Source organism: Streptomyces sp. NPDC059248 (assembly GCF_042753905.1).
GTDB lineage: Bacteria > Actinomycetota > Actinomycetes > Streptomycetales > Streptomycetaceae > Streptomyces.
In genome coordinates this window covers 1-20,901 of the sequence record NZ_JBHYZV010000024.1, presented here as the reverse complement: position 1 = coordinate 20,901, position 20,901 = coordinate 1, and the positions used below count along the sequence as shown (strand labels likewise).

Annotated in this window: 20 protein-coding genes; 2 read left to right on the top strand and 18 right to left on the bottom strand. The window is 72.9% G+C overall.

Annotation, left to right across the window (positions count from 1 at the left end; all coding sequences use genetic code 11):
• Positions 1 to 35: 35 nt before the first annotated feature.
• The 16 genes from ACFXG1_RS12875 to hrcA form a co-directional block, all read right to left on the bottom strand.
• Positions 36 to 1,397 carry a beta-xylosidase gene (locus ACFXG1_RS12875; RefSeq protein ID WP_384720113.1) on the bottom strand — a complete coding sequence of 454 codons (1,362 nt, stop codon included), beginning with the start codon at positions 1,395 to 1,397 and terminating at the stop codon, positions 36 to 38.
• 298 nt (positions 1,398 to 1,695) lie between these two features.
• On the bottom strand, positions 1,696 to 2,214 hold the full coding sequence (locus ACFXG1_RS12870; RefSeq protein ID WP_384742338.1) for a hypothetical protein: 519 nt from the start codon (positions 2,212 to 2,214) through the stop codon (positions 1,696 to 1,698).
• A gap of 551 nt (positions 2,215 to 2,765) precedes the next feature.
• Positions 2,766 to 3,137: a cytidine deaminase gene (locus ACFXG1_RS12865; RefSeq protein WP_384718808.1), complete on the bottom strand. Its 372-nt coding sequence runs from the start codon at positions 3,135 to 3,137 to the stop codon at positions 2,766 to 2,768.
• A 19-nt stretch (positions 3,138 to 3,156) separates the two neighbouring features.
• The gene (locus ACFXG1_RS12860; RefSeq protein ID WP_384718812.1) at positions 3,157 to 3,510 is read right to left on the bottom strand and encodes an MmcQ/YjbR family DNA-binding protein; all 354 of its coding nucleotides are present in this window, start codon (positions 3,508 to 3,510) and stop codon (positions 3,157 to 3,159) included.
• A gap of 11 nt (positions 3,511 to 3,521) precedes the next feature.
• The gene (locus tag ACFXG1_RS12855; RefSeq protein WP_384742335.1) at positions 3,522 to 4,820 is read right to left on the bottom strand and encodes a hemolysin family protein; all 1,299 of its coding nucleotides are present in this window, start codon (positions 4,818 to 4,820) and stop codon (positions 3,522 to 3,524) included.
• The gene (gene ybeY / locus ACFXG1_RS12850; RefSeq protein WP_384718804.1) at positions 4,817 to 5,314 is read right to left on the bottom strand and encodes an rRNA maturation RNase YbeY; all 498 of its coding nucleotides are present in this window, start codon (positions 5,312 to 5,314) and stop codon (positions 4,817 to 4,819) included. Before ybeY ends, ACFXG1_RS12855 begins: the two co-directional genes overlap by 4 nt.
• A 13-nt stretch (positions 5,315 to 5,327) precedes the next feature.
• Entirely contained in the window at positions 5,328 to 6,431 is a 1,104-nt protein-coding gene (locus tag ACFXG1_RS12845) for a PhoH family protein (protein WP_384718802.1), read from the bottom strand.
• Positions 6,432 to 6,595: 164 nt separating this feature from the next.
• On the bottom strand, positions 6,596 to 7,660 hold the full coding sequence (locus ACFXG1_RS12840; RefSeq protein ID WP_384718810.1) for a carbohydrate kinase family protein: 1,065 nt from the start codon (positions 7,658 to 7,660) through the stop codon (positions 6,596 to 6,598).
• Between the two features lie 261 nt (positions 7,661 to 7,921).
• Positions 7,922 to 8,935, bottom strand: coding sequence for an adenosine deaminase (locus ACFXG1_RS12835; protein WP_384720041.1), 1,014 nt, complete (start codon positions 8,933 to 8,935; stop codon positions 7,922 to 7,924).
• Positions 8,936 to 9,004: 69 nt separating this feature from the next.
• Positions 9,005 to 9,913, bottom strand: coding sequence for a ribonuclease Z (locus ACFXG1_RS12830; protein ID WP_384720039.1), 909 nt, complete (start codon positions 9,911 to 9,913; stop codon positions 9,005 to 9,007).
• 96 nt (positions 9,914 to 10,009) lie between these two features.
• Positions 10,010 to 10,369 (bottom strand): histidine triad nucleotide-binding protein, encoded by a 360-nt coding sequence (locus ACFXG1_RS12825; protein ID WP_384720037.1) that lies wholly within the window; start codon positions 10,367 to 10,369, stop codon positions 10,010 to 10,012.
• A 93-nt stretch (positions 10,370 to 10,462) separates the two neighbouring features.
• Positions 10,463 to 11,125: a hypothetical protein gene (locus ACFXG1_RS12820; RefSeq protein ID WP_384720035.1), complete on the bottom strand. Its 663-nt coding sequence runs from the start codon at positions 11,123 to 11,125 to the stop codon at positions 10,463 to 10,465.
• 179 nt (positions 11,126 to 11,304) lie between these two features.
• Positions 11,305 to 12,048: a 16S rRNA (uracil(1498)-N(3))-methyltransferase gene (locus ACFXG1_RS12815; protein WP_384742331.1), complete on the bottom strand. Its 744-nt coding sequence runs from the start codon at positions 12,046 to 12,048 to the stop codon at positions 11,305 to 11,307.
• Positions 12,045 to 13,160, bottom strand: a complete 1,116-nt coding sequence (locus tag ACFXG1_RS12810; RefSeq protein WP_384718620.1) for a nitronate monooxygenase — start codon at positions 13,158 to 13,160, stop codon at positions 12,045 to 12,047. The genes ACFXG1_RS12815 and ACFXG1_RS12810 overlap by 4 nt, the downstream gene beginning before the upstream one ends.
• Positions 13,161 to 13,270: 110 nt before the next feature.
• Positions 13,271 to 14,407: a molecular chaperone DnaJ gene (gene dnaJ, locus ACFXG1_RS12805; RefSeq protein WP_384718618.1), complete on the bottom strand. Its 1,137-nt coding sequence runs from the start codon at positions 14,405 to 14,407 to the stop codon at positions 13,271 to 13,273.
• Entirely contained in the window at positions 14,408 to 15,433 is a 1,026-nt protein-coding gene (gene hrcA / locus ACFXG1_RS12800; protein ID WP_384718616.1) for a heat-inducible transcriptional repressor HrcA, read from the bottom strand.
• A 240-nt stretch (positions 15,434 to 15,673) separates the two neighbouring features.
• Here hrcA and ACFXG1_RS12795 point away from each other — a divergent pair, with 240 nt between their 5' ends.
• Both ACFXG1_RS12795 and ACFXG1_RS12790 read left to right on the top strand, forming a co-directional pair.
• Positions 15,674 to 16,396, top strand: a complete 723-nt coding sequence (locus ACFXG1_RS12795; RefSeq protein ID WP_384718614.1) for an MBL fold metallo-hydrolase — start codon at positions 15,674 to 15,676, stop codon at positions 16,394 to 16,396.
• 9 nt (positions 16,397 to 16,405) lie between these two features.
• Positions 16,406 to 17,224, top strand: coding sequence for a DUF3097 domain-containing protein (locus tag ACFXG1_RS12790; RefSeq protein WP_384742328.1), 819 nt, complete (start codon positions 16,406 to 16,408; stop codon positions 17,222 to 17,224).
• Positions 17,225 to 17,306: 82 nt separating this feature from the next.
• On the opposite strand, the gene hemW is transcribed toward ACFXG1_RS12790, so the two are convergent.
• Positions 17,307 to 18,548 (bottom strand): radical SAM family heme chaperone HemW, encoded by a 1,242-nt coding sequence (gene hemW / locus ACFXG1_RS12785; RefSeq protein WP_384720288.1) that lies wholly within the window; start codon positions 18,546 to 18,548, stop codon positions 17,307 to 17,309.
• 142 nt (positions 18,549 to 18,690) lie between these two features.
• Positions 18,691 to 20,703 (bottom strand): AMP-dependent synthetase/ligase, encoded by a 2,013-nt coding sequence (locus ACFXG1_RS12780; RefSeq protein WP_384720291.1) that lies wholly within the window; start codon positions 20,701 to 20,703, stop codon positions 18,691 to 18,693.
• Positions 20,704 to 20,901 lie beyond the last annotated feature (198 nt).

Below are 20,901 nucleotides of genomic sequence, written 5' to 3'. Positions count from 1 at the left end.
CGGCCGGGCGGGTGCGCGCCCGGGCCGCCGGGCGGTCAGGTGAGGGTGAGTGTGAGCACCCCGGAGTAGGCGCCGGGCGCGGTGAACGCGGGGACGTCGAGCGACAGCCGCGCGTCCACGGTGAACTCGCCGCCGGTCAGTGCTCCGTCGGGGGCGGAGGCGAGGGTCGCGCCCTGGCCGCCGACGGTCCCGGCCGAGCCCGGGACACAGGTACTGGGGCTGCCCGGTTTCGTGGCGCAGGCCGGGGTCCAGCCGAGCGCCCCGGCGTCGATCTTGCCGCCGGGTCCGGTGAAGTCGGTGACCTTGCCGGTGAGGGACCAGCCCGCGGGGCCGCCGCGGAAGTCCTTGACCGTCACCTTCCGCAGATCGCCGGTGGCCGCGCCGCCCGTACCGAAGTCCACGGCGGAGAGCTGGACGGCGTCGCCCTCCTGGGTCATCGACAGGGTGCCCGCGGTCACGGAGGCCGTCAGCTTCTGGCTGTTCCGCGGCAGCGGGGTGTCGTCGATCACGGTGTACGCGGCCGGGCCCGCGCCCTTGTCGGCGGTCCAGGCCGCGCCCTCGTAGGCGACGACCCCGGTGGTCGCCTTGTCGTTGACCTTGAGCCGGGCGGTGAAGCCGCCCTCGGCGTCCGCCGTGAAGGTCATCCGGTCGGCGGTCTCGGCCGCCCCGGCCCGTCCGGCGACGGTGATGTCGGCGAGCGGGGTGAACCTGCTCCCCGTGACGGTGACCCGCTCACCGGGCTTCCCGGACGCCGTACCGAGGGCGATGGCGCGCTCGTTGGCGCCGGGCCGCTCGGTGGCGACGATCGTCCGCGAGACGGGGGCGGGCGGGTTGGAGACCGTACAGGGGGTGTCCAGTTCCATGATGTAGCTGGTGTGGATGTTGTAGTCGCCGGGGGCGAGGGTGATCGAACCGGCCGCGGTGACCGTGAACGTCCCGGTCATCGAGAACGGCGGGAACTCCCCCTTGCCGGGCACGGGCGGGTTCTTCTTCGGCCCGGCGACCGTGAGGACGCCGGACTGGGCGCCGCCGACGACGACCTTGCCGGTGGGCGTCATGATGTCGGCGGGCAGGGCGAGATCGACCGGGTTGCTCGCGGCGGGTCTGGTGACCTTGTACGTCACCGTGACGGTGTCGCCGACCCGGGGCGTCGCGTTGTCGACGGTGATCTCGGCGGTGGTGGTGCCGTTGATGGGCGGAAGCCCGGCGATCGGGGGCGGGACGCAGCGGGTCGCGAAGTCCACCGGTACGGCGGCGGTGGTCGCGCTCGCGGGCGCGGAGAGCGCGACGGTGGACGCCAGGAGCGCGGCGCCGCCGAGCGCCGCGCCCCACCGGAGCCGGCCGGTGGCCCGTCGGGCGGGTGGTCTTCGCCCGCTGGTCCGGATGGCAGGGGCCATGGGGTGCCTCCTTCGGAAGGCCGCGGCGGGCCCGGGACGCCCGGGGGCCGGGCCCGGGACGTCCCGGAGGCCTCGGGCGCCGGGGGGCTCCGCGACTGACGGACGGCCATTGACGAGCGGTGGCCGGAAGAAGTCAAGGCGGACGGGACCCGTTGACTGATGACCCATCAGATACTGTCAAGATCCGGCCGCCGGAGCGCAACGCGCCGCCCCCGTCCGGCGGTGGCGCCCGGACGGGGGCGGTGGAAGTGGTACGTGCCCGGGGCCGCCGCGCGAGCGGGCGGCCCCGGGCGGCCGGTCAGAACACGAACGGCCCCGGCGACTGGGAGGTCACCGCGTCACAGCTCACCGGGAACCCGAAGATCGTCATCGTCAGGGCCGGTCCCGCGAAGTACGAGTTGAGGCTGTCACCGGGCGCGACCGTGGCCGACAGCGGCCCGATCACCACCGAACCGAACGCCGGGAGCGCCGGGTTCCGCATCCCGGTGAACGCCTTCGTACCCCCGCCCGCCTTGGCGAAGGTGAGCGTCGCGTTGATGGTGTCGGCGGCCACCGCGACCGGCGTCTTCACGGCGGACCGCAGGGTCATGGTGGCCCGCGTCCCGTCCTGGGTCGCGGTCAGCCTGGCCTGGCCGCCGCCCCAGGTGCCGCAGTCGTAGTCCGCCGTCGCCAGGGTCGGGGTGACCGCCCCGGCGGCGGGCGCGTACGCCAGCGACAGGGCCGCCAGCGCCCCCACCACCGCCGAACCGACCGCGGCGGTACGGCCCCTGCCTCTGCCCCTACCGCCTCCGATGCCGCTGCCTCTGCTGCCTCGCATGGGTACCCCTTTCCACTTCCCCGTGGGGGGATCGTCGGTACGGCCCACCGCTTACGGGCACCCGGGACCGGGCGGCGTCCCGGCGCGTGCCGCCCCGGAGCGGCACGGATCGGATCGTCACCTGCGTGTACGGGTACACCGCGCCGAGGGCCGCGGTCACAAGGGTGTGCGTGGATCGCCGGTGGACACCGCGGGCGGGGTGCGCACGCCGCGCGGCGGAAGACGACGGCCCGAGCCGGCAGGGACCCGTGGCTCTCGGGTCCCGGACCGGGCCGTCACGGTGGATCTGACGATCCGTCGGTCGAGCTGCTGTTCATTGAGGCGCAACCGGCCGGGGATTGCAAGAAGGATCCCCTTGATTTCTCAGGGGGTTTCGGTCCGCGAGGACATCAGGCCGGGCCGGGGGCCTCCGGCCCGGGGTCGACGGGGGGGGCCGGGGGCGGTCCGTGAAGGGACGGCAACACGGCGCGGGTCCCCCACCGGGACCGGGAGGCGCGGGCCGGGGCCCATGGGCCCCGGAGGCTCGGTCGGCCGGAAAAGGTCCCGGCCGGTCAACCGGCCGGGGCCGCCTCCACGAGGGCGCCGTCGGGGCCCGCCAGCAGGACCGGGGTGCCGGTGCCGCCCAGGTCCCGTACCGCCGCCCGGTCCTCGTCGGAGACCGCGCCGCCGGCCGCCGTCACCACCGCCGCCGCCTCCAGCGACCGCGCGCCGCTCGCCACGGCCATCGCGACCGCCGTCCGCAGCGCGCTCAGCCGCAGCGACGGCAGCTCCACCGTCGACGCGACGTACGTCCGCCCGGTCTCGTCCCGTACGGCGGCGCCCTCGGCCGCCCCGTTACGGGCCCGCGCGCTCCGCGCCAGTGTGATGATCTTCCGGTCCTCGGGGTCGATCCCGGCGCCCGGCGAATCGCTGCTCTGCGTCATGCCCCGAGCATAGGCCGTGTCACGGCCGGTCGAGCCGGAGCCGGACGGCCCGCGGCAGACCCGCGACCACCAGGTCGTACGAGTCCTCGATCAGCTCCCGGACCAGCCGCGGCGGCAGCCCGCCGACCGTCACCGTGTTCCAGTGGCGCTTGTTCATGTGGTAGCCGGGGACGATCTCCGGATGTTCGGCGCGCAGCCGGAGCGCGTTCTCCGGCTCGCACTTGAGGTTGATCCGCAGCGGCGGCCGGTCCAGCCACCCCAGGGCGAAGACCTTCCCCGCCACCTTGAAGACGGCGACCTCGTCCCCGAAGGGGAACTCCTCCACGGCGTCGTTGAAGCCGAGACAGAACGCCCGCACTCCGGCCGGTCCCATCCCGCGCCCGCTCACGCCGCCGACTCCTCGCCCAGCGCCGCCGCGACGGGCTCCACCAGGACCGTGACGATCCGGTTCCGCCGCCCGGCCGGGGACTCGGCCGTCAGCCGCAGCGACCGTCCGTCGGGCAGCTCCACCCGGCCCGTGGCGCCCGCGATCGGTACCCGGCCCAGCGCCTTGGCCAGCAGCCCGCCGACGGTCTCCACGTCCTCGTCGTCGAGCGCGCCCACCCCGTACAACTCGCCGAGGTCCCCGATGTCGAGCCGGGCGGTGACCCGGAACCGGCCCGCGCCCAGATCCTCCACGGGCGGCAGCTCACGGTCGTACTCGTCGGTGATCTCGCCGACGATCTCCTCCAGGATGTCCTCGATGGTGACGATCCCGGCCGTGCCCCCGTACTCGTCGATGACGACGGCGACATGGTTCCGCTTCTGCTGCATGTCCCGGAGCAGATCGCCCGCGTTCTTGGTGTCGGGCACGAAGACCGCGGGCCGCATCGCGGTGGAGACCACGTCGTTCTCCGCGTCCCGGTTGACATGCGTCTTGCGGACCAGGTCCTTGAGATAGACCACGCCCACGACGTCGTCCTCGTTCTCGCCGGTCACCGGGATCCGGGAGAAGCCGGAGCGCAGCGCCAGGGTGAGCGCCTGGCGGACGGTCTTGTGCCGCTCGATGCAGACCAGGTCGGTCCGCGGCACCATCACCTCCCGGACGAGGGTGTCGCCCAGCTCGAAGACCGAGTGCACCATCCGGCGCTCGTCGTCCTCGATCAGGGACTCCTGCTCGGCCAGGTCCACCAGGGCCCGCAGCTCGGCCTCCGAGGCGAACGGCCCCTTGCGGAAGCCCTTGCCGGGGGTGAGGGCGTTGCCCAGCAGGATCAGCAGCTGCGGGATCGGGCCCATGATCCGGGCGAGCGGCAGCAGGACATAGGCGGCGGCCGTGGCCGTGCTCAGCGGATGCTGCCGGCCGATGGTGCGCGGGGACACCCCCACCGCCACGTACGACACCAGGACCATCACGGCGATGGCGACGGCCAGCGCCTCCCAGGTCTCGGGGAACTCCCGGAGGCAGACATAGGTCACCAGGACCCCGGCCGCCATCTCGCAGGCGACCCGCACCAGCAGGGCGACATTGAGATAGCGGGTCGGGTCGGCGGCGACCTGCGCCAGCTTGGCGGCCCCGCGCCGCCCCGAGCGCAGCGCCTCGGCGGCCCGGAAGCTGGAGACCCGGGCGATCCCGGCCTCCGCACAGGCCGCCAGCCAGGCGACGACGACCAGCAGGACCGCCCCGGCGATCAACGGGCCGCTCATGACACGGTCGGGGCCGGGGAGGGACCGGTGATCCCCCGCTCGGCGCGCCAGCCGTCGACGATCGCGCCCTGCAGTCCGAACATCTCGGCCTTCTCGTCGGGCTCTTCGTGGTCGTACCCCAGCAGATGGAGCAGCCCGTGGACGGTGAGCAGCTGGAGCTCCTCGTCCATGGAGTGCTTCGTCGGGGACTCCTCACCCTGCCGTTTGGCGACCTCGGGGCAGAGCACGATGTCCCCGAGGAGCCCCTGGGGGGGCTCCTCGTCGTCCTTGGCGGGCGGCCGGAGCTCGTCCATCGGGAAGGACATGACATCGGTCGGCCCCGGCAGGTCCATCCACTGGATGTGCAACTGCTCCATGGCTTCGGCGTCCACGACGATCACCGACAGTTCGGAGAGCGGGTGGATGCGCATCCGGGCGAGGGCGTAGCGGGCGATGTCGAGCACCGCCTGCTCGTCGATCTCGCTTCCGGACTCGTTGTTGACGTCGATCGACATGGTCTGGTTCGTACTACTTCCCGTGGGAGCCTCGGCCGTCCTGCGGATGCTGCCGGCCGTGCTGGTGCGCACCGCCGGCGCGCTCCTCGGAGCGGCCGTCGTACTTCTCGTACGCGTCGACGATACGGCCGACGAGCCGGTGCCGGACGACGTCCTGCGACGTGAGCCGCGAGAAGTGGACGTCCTCCACCCCGTCGAGGATGTCCTGCACCTGACGCAGTCCGCTCTTGGTGCCGTTCGGGAGGTCGACCTGGGTGACGTCACCGGTGATGACGATCTTCGAGTCGAACCCGAGCCGGGTGAGGAACATCTTCATCTGTTCGGGGTTGGTGTTCTGGGCCTCGTCCAGAATGATGAAAGCGTCATTGAGACTGCGACCCCGCATGTAGGCCAGCGGTGCCACCTCGATCGTCCCGGCGGCCATCAGGCGGGGGATGGAGTCCGGGTCGAGCATGTCGTGCAGCGCGTCGTAGAGCGGGCGCAGATAGGGGTCGATCTTCTCGTAGAGGGTGCCGGGCAGGAAGCCGAGGCGCTCGCCCGCCTCGACGGCGGGGCGGGTCAGGATGATCCGGGTGACCTGCTTGGACTGGAGGGCCTGGACCGCCTTCGCCATGGCGAGATACGTCTTGCCGGTGCCCGCGGGGCCGATGCCGAAGACGATCGTGTGCTTGTCGATGGCGTCGACATAACGCTTCTGGTTGAGCGTCTTGGGGCGGATGGTGCGGCCGCGGCTGGAGAGGATGTTCTGGGTGAGCACCTCCGCGGGGGTCTCCGTCCCGTCGCCGTCGCCGTTCGCCTCCGCTCTGAGCATGGCGATCGAGCGTTCCACGGCGTCCTCCGTCATCGGCTGTCCCGTGCGGAGCACGAGCATCATCTCGTCGAACAGGCGCTGGATCAGGGCGACTTCGGCCGGTACGCCGACGGCGCTGATCTCATTGCCCCGGACATGGATATCGGCTGCCGGGAAAGCCGCCTCGATCACGCGCAGCAGGGAGTCGCCGGAGCCGAGGACCGTCACCATGGGGTGTTTCGCCGGGACGGTGAAGAAGGCTCGTGCCTCGTCGCTCCGGGAGCGCCGCGCGGACTTCGAGTTCTGTGCTGTGGGTGTCTGAGTCATGGGCCGGCTCTGTGGCCTGCGCCTACCTCCTGATGCAGGGTTCTCGCCGCTCGACAACCTCTGGGTCACAAGCCTACGACGCGGCGCCGACAACGGCCGAGGCATTTCCGGCGGAGGCGGCTCCCGGGCGGCGGGGACCGGCCGGGAGCCGTGGGATCCGGTGGTCAGGCCGGGTTGCGGAAGCCGATGGTGGGGACCGCCCGGCGCAGCGGCAGGGGGCTGGCGGGGGCGGGCAGCAGATCGTCGAGGAAGGCGTAGCGGCGCAGTGCCGCGGGGTCCTGCCGGGGGGCGTCCTGGACGTAGCGCCACCAGGCGGCGATCTCCCACCAGGCGGGCGCGGAGAGCGATCCGCCGAACTCCTGGACGGAGAGCGCGGCGGTCAGTCCGGCGAAGGCCAGCCGGTCGGCCAGGGGCCATTGGGCGAGGGTGCCGGTGACGAATCCGGCGACGAAGACGTCTCCGGCGCCCGTGGGGTCGAGCGCCTCGACCGCGATCGCGGGGACCTCGGCGCATGCGCCGGTCGCGCCGTCGACGGCGTAGGCGCCCTCGGCACCGAGGGTGACGACCGCTGTCGGTACGTAGGCGGTGAGCGCGTGGGCGGCGCGGCGGGGACAGTCGGTGCGGGTGTAGCGCATGGCCTCTTCGGCGTTGGGCAGGAACGCCTCGCAGTGCGCCAGGTCGGCGAGGCGCGAGGGGTCCCACAGGCCCGTCTCGTCCCAGCCGACGTCCGCGAAGATCCGGGTGCCTTCGGCGGCGGCCTCGGCGATCCAGGGCGCCCCCTCGGGGCCCAGGGACGCCACCGCGGCGCGGGCGGGCGGGCAGTGGTGCCGGACGTCGGGCGGTGGGGCCTCGTGGCCGTGGGAGACCATGGTCCGCTCGCCCTCGTACGCCATGGAGACGGTCACCGGGGAGTGCCAGCCGGGTACGGTCCGCGACCGGGAGAGGTCGATGCCCTCGCCCTGTTCCAGCGCGTCCCAGCAGTAGTCGCCGTAGTGGTCGTCGCCGAAGGCGGCGGCCAGGGTCGTGCGCAGGCCGAGCCGGGCGAGGGCGGTGGCCATGTTGGCGACGCCGCCGGGGCTGGATCCCATGCCCCGGGCCCAGGACTCGGTGCCGCGTACGGGCGCCGAGTCGAGCCCGGTGAGGATGATGTCGAGGAAGACCGTCCCCGTCAGATAGACGTCGCAGGCCGGGTCGCCGGGGGCCCTGAGGGTGGCGAGCGGATCGAGCAGACTCTCGTTCCGCGCGGTCGGGGAGCCGCCGTCCCGGTGCTTCGGGGAGTGCGGGAGTTCGGGGTGCTGTGCGCCGTGTCGGGTGATCACCGTGCCTGCCGCTTCTGTGCGTGGTGCAGATTCGGCCAGTCTGCCAAATCCCCGTCCGGGAGGTGGGGTGATCACCGGGAGGCCGGCGCGCGATAAGCGGTCGCGGGGACCGGCCGGCGCGCGGGAGGCGCGTCCGGCCGGTCCCGGGCCGTGTCTGCGGTGGGTCGCGGCTCAGCCGGTCGCGGTGTCCTCGGCGGCGAAGTCGTACGCGTCCACTTCGGCGAGCAGCAGGGCCCTGCGCTCCTCGTCGTCGTCGAGGAAGGCGGCCAGGAAGGAGTTCCTGGCCAGTTCGCGCAGCTGCTCCTGGTCGAGGCCGAGCGCCTCGCGTACGGCGTGGAAGGTGTCGCCGACGTATCCGCCGAAGTAGGCGGGGTCGTCGGAGTTGACGGTGCACATCAGCCCGGCGTCCAGCATCCGGGGCAGCGGGTGGGCCTCCAGTGTGTCGACGGCCCGGAGCCGGACGTTGGACAGCGGGCAGAGGGTCAGCGGGATACGCTCCCGGACCAGTCGGTCCACCAGGTCGGTGTCCTCCAGGCAGCGCAGCCCGTGGTCGATCCGTTCGACGCCGAGGACGTCCAGCGCCTCATGGATGTACGACGGCGGGCCCTCCTCGCCCGCGTGGGCCACGCGGCGCAGTCCGAGCGCCGCCGCGGCCTCGTAGACGTCTTTGAACTTCGACGGCGGGTGGCCGACTTCCGCCGAGTCGAGGCCGACGGCGGTGATCCGGTCCAGATGGGGCCGGGCGGCCCGGAGGGTCTCCATGGCGGACTCGGCCGACTGGTCCCGCAGGAAACACATGATGAGGCGGGTGGAGATCCCGTGGCGCTCCGGTGCCGCGTCCAGCGCCCGGGTGAGTCCCGCGACGACGGTCGGCAGCGGTACGCCGCGTGCGGTGTGGGCCTGGGGGTCGAAGAAGATCTCGGCGTGGCGGACGCCCTGTGCGGCGGCGCGGGCGAGATAGGCGTCGGCGAGTTCGGCGAAGTCGTCCTCGGTGCGCAGGACCGCCATGAGTCCGTAGTAGAGGTCGAGGAAGGACTGGAGGTCCTCGAAGAGGTAGGCGCGGCGCAGTTCGGCGGTGTCCCGGTAGGGCAGGGTGACGCCGTTGCGCTCCGCGAGCGCGAAGGCGAGTTCGGGTTCGAGGGTGCCCTCGATGTGGAGGTGGAGTTCGGCTTTGGGGAGCGGCACGGTCGGATCTTTTCTGAGCTGGTGAGGGTGGTACGGATGGTGCGGGCAGTGCGGGCAGTGCGGCCGGGGTCATCGGGTGCGTTTGGGTACCGGGATCCTCATGAGGTCCTTGGCGACGGTGAGTTCGCCCTCGTATCCGGCGGCCCGCGCCTGGCGTTCGAACGCGTCGGCGTCCGGGTACCGCTGGGAGAAGTGGGTGAGCACCAGATGGCGTACGCCCGCGTCCCGGGCCACCCGGGCGGCCTGTCCCGCGGTCAGATGGCCGTGGTCGACGGCGAGCCGTTCGTCCTCGTCGAGGAAGGTCGACTCGATGACGAGCAGATCGCAGCCGTCGGCGAGGGCGTGGACGCCGTCGCAGAGCCGGGTGTCCATGACGAACGCGAACTTCTGGCCCGGTCGCGGCTCGCTCACGTCGTCGAGGGTGACACCGCCGATGGCGCCCTCCCGTCCGAGCCGTCCGACGTCGGGGCCCGCGATGCCGTGCGCGGCGAGCCGCTCGGGCAGCATCCGGCGTCCGTCGGGTTCGACGAGCCGGTAGCCGTAGGACTCGACGGGGTGGGAGAGCCGCCGGGCTTCGAGGGTGTACGCGGGCGTCCGGGCGATCGCCCCGTCGGCGGCGACGGGCCCCTCCGTGAGGGAGACCGTCTCGCGGTAGGCGGTGGCGTACCGCAATCGTTCGAAGAACCGCTGTCCGCTCGCCGGATAGTGCGCGGTGATCTCGTGCGGGACCCGGTCGAGGTTGATCCGCTGGATCACTCCGGCGAGGCCGAGGGAGTGGTCGCCGTGGAAGTGGGTGACGCAGATCCGGTTGATGTCGTGGGCGGCGACCCCGGCGCGGAGCATCTGCCGCTGGGTGCCCTCACCGGGGTCGAACAGCAGCCCTTCGGCGTCCCACCGGAGCAGATAGCCGTTGTGGTTGCGGTGCCGGGTGGGGACCTGGCTCGCCGTGCCGAGGACCACGAGTTCGCGTACGGACACGATGTCTGACCTGCCTGTCCCGATGACTGCCTTCTGTTCGCCCGAGCCCGTCGCCCGTCGCCCGAGCCCGCCGCCCGAGTCCGCCGCCCGTCCGGTTTATCCGGGGGGCCAGGCGAGACCGCGTCCGCCGAGCAGATGGGCGTGGGCGTGGAAGACGGTCTGCCCGGCGCCCGCGCCGGTGTTGAAGACGATCCGGTAGCCGTACTGGTCGGCCTTCTCGTCGGCGGCGACCTGCCCGGCCTCGGCCAGCACTTCGGCGGCGAGGTGGGGCGCGGCGGCGGCGAGGGACGCGGCGTCCGGGTAGTGCGCCCTGGGGATCACCAGGACGTGGGTGGGCGCCTGGGGGTTGATGTCGCGGAAGGCGACGACGTGTTCGGTCTCCCGCACGATCGTCGCGGGCACCTCCCCCGCCACGATCTTGCAGAACAGGCAGTCCGCCTGCGGTTCTCCCGCCATGCCCGGCTCCTTCTCGACTCCTCGACACCACTGGTCGTCAGCGTCTGCATGGTATCGACCGTGGTCGGGACGTGCGGGCCCCGGTGCCGGGGGTCAGTTCTCCGGGGCGGCGGTCCGGGTGGCCGTCACGGTGACGGTCGCCGTCACCGTCGCCGTCTCGGTGGCGGTCTTCGTCGCCGTCTTCGTCGCCGTCTCGGTGACGGTCCTGGTCCTGATCCGGGTCCTGGTCCCGTCGTCCGGCCGTTCCTCGGTCCGCTTCCCGCTGCGTGCGGGAGTCGGCTCGGTCCGCTCGCCGGCCTCCCGGGTCACGGGGGCGTAGGTCCTGCCCTTGTCGCAGCGGCCCAGATACCGGGCCTCGAAGACCGGCTTCCCGTCGACCCGGGCGTCGAGGTCGCCGCGTACGCAGATGCCCGGTGTCTCGTCCGTGACCTTCCCCTTGACCGCGATCGGGCGGTCGTCGCGGGTCCGGCCCTCACAGGCGACGGTCGCCGCGGCCGTACCGGCGGGGGCCGCGCTCCGGCCGCCCTCGCCGGGCAGGGTCGCCGTACAGGTGAACCGCCGTACGTCGAATCCGATCCGCTCCAGGGTGCTCTGCGCGGTGTGCTCGGTGGTCCTGGCGACGGAGGCGGCCGACATCGTCCGCTCCCCGCCCGGTTCGCAGGCCGCGGCCCCCATCACGACCGCGGCCACGGCCAGCCCGGCCACCGCTCCCCGCCGCCGTGTCGCGGCGGCCGTACCGCCCGTCCTGTCGCGCATGCACGGAAGGGTGGCATCACCGGGGCCCCGGCGACAGACCGCATGCGGCCATACATCACCCGAACGGCCTAACGACGGGGGAAACCGGTGCGCGCCGCGCCCCGACTGTGCCATCGGCCGCGCGGGCGGCCGGGACCGGCCGACGCGGGGGTCACCGCCGGGACCGGCCGACATGGGGATCAGGACCAGCGGCCCGTACGGGTCAGGAGGAGGGCCGTCGCCGCCGTACCCGCCGTGGAGGTGCGCAGCACACTGCGGCCCAGCCGGTACGGGCGGGCTCCCGCGGCCTCGAAGAGTGCGATCTCCTCCGGGGACACCCCGCCCTCGGGGCCGACGACGACCACGATCGAGCCGTCGGCGGGCAGATCGGCCGTGGCGAGCGGGGTCGCGCCCTCCTCGTGGAGGACCGCGGCGAAGTCGGCGGCGGCCAGCAGCTCCGCGACCTGACGGCCGGTGGCCGCTTCGGCGACCTCCGGGAAGCGCAGTCGGCGCGACTGCTTGCCCGCCTCGCGGGCCGTGGCGCGCCATTTCGTCAGGGACTTGGCGCCCCGCTCGCCCCGCCACTGGGTGACGCAGCGGGCCGCCGACCAGGGGACGATCGCATCGACGCCGGTCTCGGTCATGGTCTCCACGGCGAGTTCGCCCCGGTCGCCCTTGGGCAGGGCCTGGACGACTGTGATCCGGGGCGACGACTCGGGCTCCGCGAGAAGGCCGACGGCCTCCACCACGAGCCGGTCCTTGCCCTCGGTCCCCAGGACCCGGCCGGCGGCGCCCCGGCCGAGACCGTCGGTGAGGACGACGTCCTCCCCGGCCCTGAGCCGCTTGACGGAGACGGCGTGGCGTCCTTCGGGCCCTTCGAGGGTGACGACGGAGCCGGGGGCGGTGCCGTCGAGGGAGTCGACGACGAAGACGGGCGCGGTCATCGGGTGCCCTCCTCGTCCGTTACGGCTCCGGAGGCGGCGTCGTGCTCGGCCGCGCCGGCCGCCTCGTGCCACTCGGCGACCAGGGTGGCCACCAGATCGGCGGCGGGCAGCTCACGGGCGAGCCGGTGGCCCTGCCCGGCCCACAGGGACATGCCCTGCGGATCGCCGGCCGCGGCGGCGGCCTTGCGCAGACCGCTGGTGAGGTGGTGCACCTCGGGGTAGGCGGCGGGGGCGTACGGGCCGTGCTCGCGCAGGAAGCGGTTGGCCAGGCCGCGGGCGGGGCGGCCGGTGAAGGCGCGGGTCAGTTCGGTCCGTACGAACAGCGGGTTCGTCATCGCCTGCTTGTGCAGCGGGTTGGCGCCGGACTCGGGGCAGACCAGGAACGCCGTACCGAACTGGGCCGCGCTCGCCCCGGCCGCCAGCACCGCCGCGATCTGGTCGCCCCGCATCAGCCCTCCGGTAGCGATCAGGGGCAGCTCGACCACGGCCCTGACCAGGGTGATCAGCGACAGCAGTCCGATACCGGTGCCGTCGTTCGCCGGGTCGTCGCGGTGGGTGCCCTGGTGGCCGCCCGCCTCGATGCCCTGGACGCAGAGCGCGTCCGCGCCCGCCCACTGCGCGGCCTGGGCCTCATCGGGCGTGGTGACGGTGACGACGGTGTACGTCCCGGCCCGCGCGAAGGACGCCAGGACGTCCGGGGCGGGGCAGCCGAAGGTGAACGAGACGACGGGCACCGGATCGTCCCGCAGGATCGCCAGCTTGGCCTCGTAGCCGTCGTCCCGGCCGGACTCGGGGTCGCCGAGCGGAGTCTCGTACCAGGTCGCCTCGCCCGCGAGCTGCTGCCGGTAGACCTCGACGGCGCTCGGGTCGGAGGTCCGGGGCTGCGGCATGAAGAGGTTCACACCGAAGGGCCTGGAAGTCGCTCCCCTGATCTGCTTGATCTCCTGGTACATCCCGTCGGCCGTCTTGTAACCGGCGGCGAGGAACCCGAGGCCGCCCGCCGCGGAGACGGCGGCGGCGAGCCGGGAGTTCGACGCCCCGCCGGCCATGGGGGCCGCGATCACGGGGTACCGGGACAGCTCGGACAGGACGGAAGGCGGCGGGGAGGACATGGAGGCATCGTGCCACCTGTGCACGTCCGTGACGAAACGGGCCCCCGGTCCCGACAACGACAGGGGGACCGGGGGCGTTCCGTACGCCGGGAAGAGTGCGCGGGGACGGCTCAGCGGCCGTTGAACGCGTCCTTCAGCCGGGAGAACAGGCCCTGCTGACCGGGCTGGAACTGGCCCAGGGGCCGGTCCTCGCCGCGCAGCTCGGCCAGCTCGCGCAGCAGCCGCTCCTGCTCGGGGTCGAGCTTGGTCGGGGTCGTCACCTCGACATGGACGATCAGGTCGCCGCGGCCGCCGCCGCGCAGATGGGTCACCCCGCGCCCGTGCAGCGGGATCGACTGGCCGGACTGCGTTCCGGGCCGGATGTCGATCTCCTCCACCCCGTCGAGGGTCTCCAGCGGCACCTTGGTGCCGAGGGCGCCCGCGGTCATCGGGATGGTGACCGTGCAGTGCAGATCGTCGCCGCGGCGCTGGAACACCGCGTGCGGCAGCTCGTGGATCTCGACGTACAGATCACCGGCGGGGCCGCCGCCGGGGCCGACCTCGCCCTCGCCCGCGAGCTGGATCCGGGTGCCGTTGTCGACACCGGCGGGGATCTTCACCGTCAGGGTGCGCCGCGAACGGACCCGCCCGTCGCCCGCGCACTCGGGGCAGGGGGTCGGGACGACCGTGCCGAAGCCCTGGCACTGGGGGCAGGGCCGGGAGGTCATGACCTGGCCCAGGAAAGAGCGGGTGACCTGGGAGACCTCACCGCGTCCGCGGCACATGTCGCAGGTCTGCGCCGAGGTGCCGGGCGCGGCGCCCTCACCGGAGCAGGTGGTGCAGACGACGGCGGTGTCGACCTGGATCTCCTTGGTCGTCCCGAACGCCGCCTCGTTCAGGTCGATCTCCAGCCGGATCATCGCGTCCTGGCCGCGCCGGGTGCGCGAACGCGGGCCGCGCTGGGACGCCGTACCGAAGAAAGCGTCCATGATGTCCGAGAAGTTGCCGAAGCCACCGGCGCCGAAGCCACCGGCCCCGCCGCCGCCCGCCTGGGACAGCGGATCGCCGCCGAGGTCGTAGACCTGCTTCTTCTGCGGGTCCGACAACACCTCGTAGGCGGCGTTGATCTCCTTGAACCGCTCCTGCGTCTTCGGATCCGGGTTCACATCCGGATGGAGTTCCCGGGCGAGCCTGCGGAACGCCTTCTTGATCTCGTCCTGGGACGCGTCGCGGCGTACGCCGAGTACGGCGTAATAGTCCGTGGCCACTTACGACTCCGCCAGGATCTGTCCGACGTAACGTGCCACTGCGCGTACCGCTCCCATCGTTCCGGGGTAGTCCATGCGGGTCGGTCCGACCACGCCGAGTTTCGCAACCGCCTCGTCGCCGGAACCGTAGCCGACGGTGACGACGGACGTCGCGTTGAGGCCCTCATGGGCGTTCTCGTGACCGATACGCACGGTCACGCCCATCCCGCCGGACTCCTTGGCCTCGCCGAGGAGCTTGAGGAGCACCACATGCTCCTCCAACGCCTCCAGCACCGGCCGGATGATCAGCGGGAAATCATGTCCGAAGCGGGTGAGATTGGCGGTACCGCCGATCATCAGCCGCTCCTCGGTCTCCTCGACGAGGGTTTCGAGGAGGGTGGAGAGCACGGTGGAGACCGTGCCGCGGTCCTCCGGGTCGAAGGAGTCCGGCAGATCCTGCACGAGCCGGGGCACATCGGTGAACCGGCGGCCGACGACCCGGCTGTTGAGCCGGGCCCGCAGATCGGCGAGAGACGTCTCGCCGAACGGCGCCGGGCAGTCGACCATGCGCTGCTCGACCCGGCCGGTGTCCGTGATCAGGACGAGCATCAGCCGGGCCGGGGCCAGCGACAGCAGCTCGACATGGCGGACGGTGGACCGGGTCAGCGACGGGTACTGGACGATCGCGACCTGGCGGGTCAGCTGCGCCAGCAGCCGCACCGTACGGCCGACGACGTCGTCGAGGTCGACGGCGCCGTCGAGGAAGCTCTGGATGGCCCGCCGCTCCGCCGCGGAGAGCGGCTTGACGCCCGCGAGACGGTCGACGAAGAGCCGGTACCCCTTGTCGGTGGGGATGCGTCCGGCGCTGGTGTGGGGCTGGGCGATGAAGCCCTCCTCCTCCAGCACCGCCATGTCGTTGCGGACGGTCGCCGGTGAGACGCCGAGCCGATGGCGCTCGGTGAGCGCTTTGGAGCCGACCGGCTCCTCCGTGCCGACATAGTCCTGGACGATGGCGCGCAAGACCTCGAGTCTGCGTTCGCTGAGCATCGCGCCCACCTCCAACTGCGTCGTCCGGCTGCTCGAAGGAGCGGCCGGGGCCGCTCGTCCGCCTGTCTGGTGGTCCCGGAAGTGTTCCCCGGTGGTTCGCCTGGCACTCCACGTGCCCGAGTGCCAAGTTTTCTTCGTGCCAGTGTACGGCCGCCCGGTACGGCCGTAGCAAGGTGACCGACCACGCTACCGCGCCACCACCGACCGCTTCGCCCGTGATCGTGGCGATAGCGTCCCGGTATGGACATCGGTTGGGAAGACCACGGGTGGGAACGGCTGGCCCCGGGGGTGGGCCGTCGCAGGCTGCCGGGGTGGGACGCGACCTGCGGGCTGATCGCGGGCCGCGACGGCGCCCTGCTGTACGACACGGGCTCGACGCTGGCGGAGGGCGCGGAGCTGCGGGCGCAGGCCGAGGCGCTGCTGGGCGGTCGCCGGGTGACGCATATCGCGCTCGGCCATCCCCATTTCGACCATGTGATGGGGACGGCGGCGTTCCCCGGCGCCGAGGTCTTCGGGGCGGCGGGGGTGGCGGCGCTGCTGCGGGCGGAGCGGGAGGTGCTGCACGAGGACGCGGTGCGGTTCGGGGTGCCGCGGGAGGAGGCCGCCCGGTCGGCGCGGGCCCTGGTGGTGCCGGGGCACACGGTGACGGACGAACGGGCGCTGGACCTCGGCGGGCGGCGGGTGGTGCTGGTGAACGCGGGCCCGGGGCACACCGGGCACGATCTGGTGGTCTGGGTCCCCGGCGACCCTGGGGTGATGTTCTGCGGGGACCTGGTGGAGGAGTCGGACGAACCGCAGGCGGGCCCGGACGCGGTCGGTGCCTGCTGGCCCGGGGCGCTGGACCGGCTGCTGGCGCTGGGCGGGGCGGACGCGGTGTACGTACCGGGGCACGGGGCCGTGGTGGACGCGGCGTTCGTCCGGGCGCAGCGCGCTGTGCTGGCGGACCGGTTCGGCGTGTCGTAGCGTCGGCGAATGCGCAGCTACAGCCCTGATCTGACCCCGCCGTGGAAGAAGTCGGCGCCGGTTCCCGAGGTGCCCGCGGACTCCTCGGACCCCGATCTGGTGGTGGAGGAGGTGGCCACCGGATTCTGCGGGGCGGTGGTGGCGTGCGAGGCGGGGACGGTGACGCTGGAGGACCGGTTCGGCAAACACCGGGTGTTCCCGCTGGCGCCGCGCGGCTTTCTGCTGGACGGGCGGGTGGTGACGCTGGTGCGCCCGGGGGCGGGAGCTCCGGCGCGTCCGGCGCGTACCGCCTCGGGTTCGGTGGCCGTCCCGGGGTCCCGGGCGCGGGTGGCGCGGGCGGGCCGGATCTATGTGGAGGGCCGGCACGACGCCGAGCTGGTGGAACGGGTGTGGGGGGACGATCTGCGGATCGAGGGGGTGGTGGTGGAGTATCTGGCGGGGATCGACGATCTGCCCGCGATCGTCGACGGGTTCGCCCCCGGTCCCGACGCCCGGCTGGGGGTCCTGGTGGACCATCTCGTGCCCGGCTCGAAGGAGTCGCGGATCGCGGCGTCGGTGACGGATCCGCAGGTGCTGGTGGTGGGGCATCCGTATATCGATGTATGGGGCGCGGTGAAGCCGTCGTCGGTGGGGATCCCGGCCTGGCCCCGGGTCCCGCGCGGCCAGGACTGGAAGACGGGCGTCTGCCGGTCGCTGGGCTGGCCCCCCGACACGGGCGCGGCCTGGCGCCACATCCTCTCCCGGGTCCACTCCTACAAGGACCTGGAGCCGGAGCTGCTGGGCCGGGTCGAGGAGCTGATCGACTTCGTCACGGCGCCCCCGGAGTAGTCCGCGGCACCCGGGGCGCGGGTGCCGGGCCGGGCGCCGGGCGCGGGTGCCTGGCTGGCGGCGGCCCCCGGGGGCGGCGGGGTCAGTCGACCAGGTCCCGGACCACCCCGTCCGCGAGCAGGCGGCCCCGCAGGGTCAGGACCGCGCGGCCCTCCTCGTACGGGCCCGGCTCCAGCAGGCCGTCCGTCAGGGACCGGGTCGCGGCGCGCAGGCCCGCCGGGCGCAGCAGGGACAGGGGGACGCCCTCGCGGAGGCGGAGTTCGAGCAGGATCCGCTCGACCCGGCGGTCCTCCGGGGTGAGCAGCTCGCGGCCCGCGCCCGGGGAGCGGCCTTCGGCGATGGCCGCCGCGTAAGCGCCCGGGTGCTTCACGTTCCACCAGCGGACCCCGCCGACATGGCTGTGGGCCCCGGGGCCCGCGCCCCACCAGTCGGCGCCGCGCCAGTACAGCTCGTTGTGGAGGCAGCGGCCCGCTTCGGTGGTGGCCCAGTTCGACACCTCGTACCAGTCGTAGCCCGCGGCGCCGAGCAGTTCGTCGGCTATCAGATAGCGGTCGGCGTGGACGTCGTCGTCCGTCATCGGCACCTCGCCGCGGCGGATCCGGCTCGCCAGCCGGGTGCCCTCCTCCACGATCAGGGCGTAGGCCGACACATGGTCGGGTCCCGCGCCGACGGCCGCCTCCAGGGACGCCCGCCAGTCGTCGTCGGATTCGCCGGGGGTGCCGTAGATGAGGTCGAGGTTCACATGCTCGAACCCGGCGGCGCGGGCCTCGGCGACACAGGCCTCGGGCCGGCCGGGGGTGTGGCTGCGGTCCAGGACGCGCAGCACGTGCTGCCGGGCGCTCTGCATCCCGAACGAGATCCGGTTGAAGCCGCCGGCCCGCAGTTCGGCGAGGTAGGCGGGGTCGACGGAGTCCGGGTTCGCCTCCGTGGTGATCTCGGCGCCGTCCGCGAAGCCGAACTCGGTCCGGACCGTGTCGAGCATCGCGACGAGGTCGGCGGCGGCGAGCAGGGTGGGTGTCCCGCCGCCGACGAACACGGTCCGCACGGGACGCGGGTCGTCGCCGAGGATCTTGCGGGCCAGCCGGATCTCCTCGGCGACCGTCTCCGCGTAGTTGTCGCGGGACGCCAGCACCCCGCCCGATCCGCGCAGCTCGGTCGCCGTGTAGGTGTTGAAGTCGCAGTACCCGCAGCGGGTGGCGCAGTACGGCACGTGCAGATAGAAGGCGAGGGGCCGCTCGGCGGCCCCGTCGAGCGCGGAGGCGGGGAGCGACCCGTCGTCGGGCACCGGCACCCCGTCGGGCAGTACGGAAGGCATACCCCCCATTGTCCGGTACTTCCGCCCGGCTCACTGCGCCCTGTGGACAACCTCCCGGCACCCGCCGTCGGGCCGGCCTCGAAAGCCCCTCCGACCTGCGCCGAAGGGGTCGGAGGGCGCGGGCCCCGGGATGCCCGGGGCCCGCCCTTCGTCACGCCTCGCGCTGGCCCGCGTACATCTCGTCGACCAGGTGCTGGAACTCGTGCTCGACGGCGGGGCGCTTCAGCTTCATGCTCGGGGTCAGATCGCCGTGCTCGACGTCGAGGTCCCGGGGCAGCAGCCGGAACTTCTTCACGGTCTGCCAGCGCTGGAGGCCCTCGTTGAGCCGCTCCACATAGCCGGCGATCAGATCCCGGGTGGCGGGCGCGGCGAGCACCTCCCGATAGCTGCGGTCCTCCAGGCCGTGCTCCGCGGCCCAGCCGAGGATCGCGGGCTCGTCGAGGGCGATCAGGGCCGTGCAGTAGTTGCGGTCCGCGCCGATCACCACGATGTTCGAGACGTACGGGCAGATCGCCTTGAACTGGATCTCCACCTCGGTCGGCGCGATGTACTTGCCGCCGGAGGTCTTGATCAGGTCCTTCTTGCGGTCGGTGATCGTGAGATAGCCGTCGGCGGAGAGTTCGCCCAGGTCACCGGTGCGGAGCCAGCCGTCCTCCTCCAGCACCTCGGCGGTCCGCTCCGGCTGGCCGTGGTAGCCCTCCATCACCGCGGGGCCGCGGAGGAGGATCTCCCCGTCGTCCGCGATCCGGACCTCCAGACCGGGCAGCGGCTTGCCGACGGTGCCGGTGCGGTAGGACCCGTACCGGTTGACGAAGTTGACGGCGCTGGACTCGGTGAGGCCGTACCCCTCCAGGATGTGGATGCCCGCGCCCGCGAAGAAGTAGCCGATCTCCGGGGAGAGCGCGGCGGAGCCGGAGACCGCGACCCGCAGCCGTCCGCCGAACGCCTCGCGGAGCTTGCTGTAGACGAGCTTGTCGGCCAGCCGGTGCTGGGAGCGCAGCCCGAAGGGCGCGGTGGCGGAGCCGGTGCGGCGGAAGTTGTCCTGGGTGATCCGGGCGTGGTCGCGGGCGACCTCGGCCGCCCAGCGGAAGATCTTGTACTTGGCGGCGCCGCCCGCACGGGCCTTGGCTGCGACCCCGTTGTAGACCTTCTCGAAGATCCGGGGAACGGCCGCCATATAGGTGGGCCGGATGATCGGCAGATTCTCCACGATCTTGTCGTGGCGGCCGTCGACGGCGGTGACGTGGCCGACCTCGATCTGCCCGGAAATCAGCGCCTTGCCGAAGACATGGGCCAGCGGCAGCCACAGATACTGGACGTCGTCCTTGTTGATCTGCCCGGTCCCGGCGATCGCCTTCGCCATGTACGACCAGTTGTCGTGCGGCAGCCGGACGCCCTTGGGGCGGCCGGTGGTCCCGGAGGTGTAGATCAGGGTCGCCAGCTGATCGGCGGTGATCGCGGCGATCCGCTCGTCGACGGCCGCCGGGCGCTCGGCGAGGAGGGCCCGGCCACGGGTCTCCAGCTCGGCGAGGGTGACGACGAAGCCGTCGGTACCGGTGTCGGCGCCGACCGGGTCGATCACCACGACATGGCGCAGTTCGGGCAGCTCGGCACGGCGCTCCACGGCCTTCGCGAGCTGTTCGGCGTCCTCGGCTATCAGGATCCGGCTGCCGGAGTCGGTGAGGATGTACGCCGACTCCTCGGCGTTGGTCGTGGGGTAGATGGTGGTCGTGGCGCCGCCCGCGCACATCACCCCCAGATCGGCCAGGATCCACTCGATCCGGGTCGTGGCCATGAGGGCGACCCGGTCCTCGGGGTCGATCCCCAGGTCGATCAGTCCGGCGGCGACGGCGTGGACCCGCTCGGCGGTCTGGGCCCAGGTGAGCGACTCCCAGCCCTCGGCCGGACCGTCCGCCTCCGCCTCCGCTTCGGAGTCGGTGCCGGTGCTGCCCGTGCCGGTGCCCGTGGTGCCGGTGCCCGACTGCGCGGTCTCGGCCGGTGATTCCGGCCCGGCTTCCGACGGACCGGTGGACCCGGCCGCGACGGCCGGGGCGAGCACCGGATAACGGAACGCCTCGCCGTCCGGCGTCGCCGCCACCCGCTCGGCGAAGAGCATCGCCACCGAGGCCGGGCGGTTGTCGATCGTGGTCTGTGTGTCGCTCAAGACGTCCTCCGGGCCCGCGGCGGCCGCACTGACGCCGCTGAGCAGGCACTTTTTAACTGCCGGGTAACCCCCGGCCGGGCGCGATCAGCGTAGATCGCGTACCGCCGGTACGTAAGGGGCTTCCGTCCACCGCTTCGGTGCGTACGGGGACGGCCACGGACGGCGCCCGGCCGGCCGGACCGGCCCGGCGCCCCCCGC

Excerpts from the sequence above, each read along its gene's own strand:
- ACFXG1_RS12815 (WP_384742331.1), bottom strand. The coding sequence starts at position 12,048 with ATGACCGCGCCCGTCTTCGTCGTCGACTCCCTCGACGGCACCGCCCCC.
- ACFXG1_RS12855 (WP_384742335.1), bottom strand. The coding sequence starts at position 4,820 with ATGAGCGGCCCGTTGATCGCCGGGGCGGTCCTGCTGGTCGTCGTCGCC.
- ACFXG1_RS12810 (WP_384718620.1), bottom strand. The coding sequence starts at position 13,160 with ATGTCCTCCCCGCCGCCTTCCGTCCTGTCCGAGCTGTCCCGGTACCCC.
- ACFXG1_RS12790 (WP_384742328.1), top strand. The coding sequence starts at position 16,406 with ATGCGCAGCTACAGCCCTGATCTGACCCCGCCGTGGAAGAAGTCGGCG.
- ACFXG1_RS12820 (WP_384720035.1), bottom strand. The coding sequence starts at position 11,125 with ATGCGCGACAGGACGGGCGGTACGGCCGCCGCGACACGGCGGCGGGGA.
- ybeY (WP_384718804.1), bottom strand. The coding sequence starts at position 5,314 with ATGTCGATCGACGTCAACAACGAGTCCGGAAGCGAGATCGACGAGCAG.
- ACFXG1_RS12860 (WP_384718812.1), bottom strand. The coding sequence starts at position 3,510 with ATGGGACCGGCCGGAGTGCGGGCGTTCTGTCTCGGCTTCAACGACGCC.
- hrcA (WP_384718616.1), bottom strand. The coding sequence starts at position 15,433 with ATGCTCAGCGAACGCAGACTCGAGGTCTTGCGCGCCATCGTCCAGGAC.
- ACFXG1_RS12875 (WP_384720113.1), bottom strand. The coding sequence starts at position 1,397 with ATGGCCCCTGCCATCCGGACCAGCGGGCGAAGACCACCCGCCCGACGG.
- ACFXG1_RS12795 (WP_384718614.1), top strand. The coding sequence starts at position 15,674 with ATGGACATCGGTTGGGAAGACCACGGGTGGGAACGGCTGGCCCCGGGG.
- hemW (WP_384720288.1), bottom strand. The coding sequence starts at position 18,548 with ATGGGGGGTATGCCTTCCGTACTGCCCGACGGGGTGCCGGTGCCCGAC.
- ACFXG1_RS12845 (WP_384718802.1), bottom strand. The coding sequence starts at position 6,431 with ATGACTCAGACACCCACAGCACAGAACTCGAAGTCCGCGCGGCGCTCC.
- ACFXG1_RS12870 (WP_384742338.1), bottom strand. The coding sequence starts at position 2,214 with ATGCGAGGCAGCAGAGGCAGCGGCATCGGAGGCGGTAGGGGCAGAGGC.
- ACFXG1_RS12865 (WP_384718808.1), bottom strand. The coding sequence starts at position 3,137 with ATGACGCAGAGCAGCGATTCGCCGGGCGCCGGGATCGACCCCGAGGAC.
- ACFXG1_RS12825 (WP_384720037.1), bottom strand. The coding sequence starts at position 10,369 with ATGGCGGGAGAACCGCAGGCGGACTGCCTGTTCTGCAAGATCGTGGCG.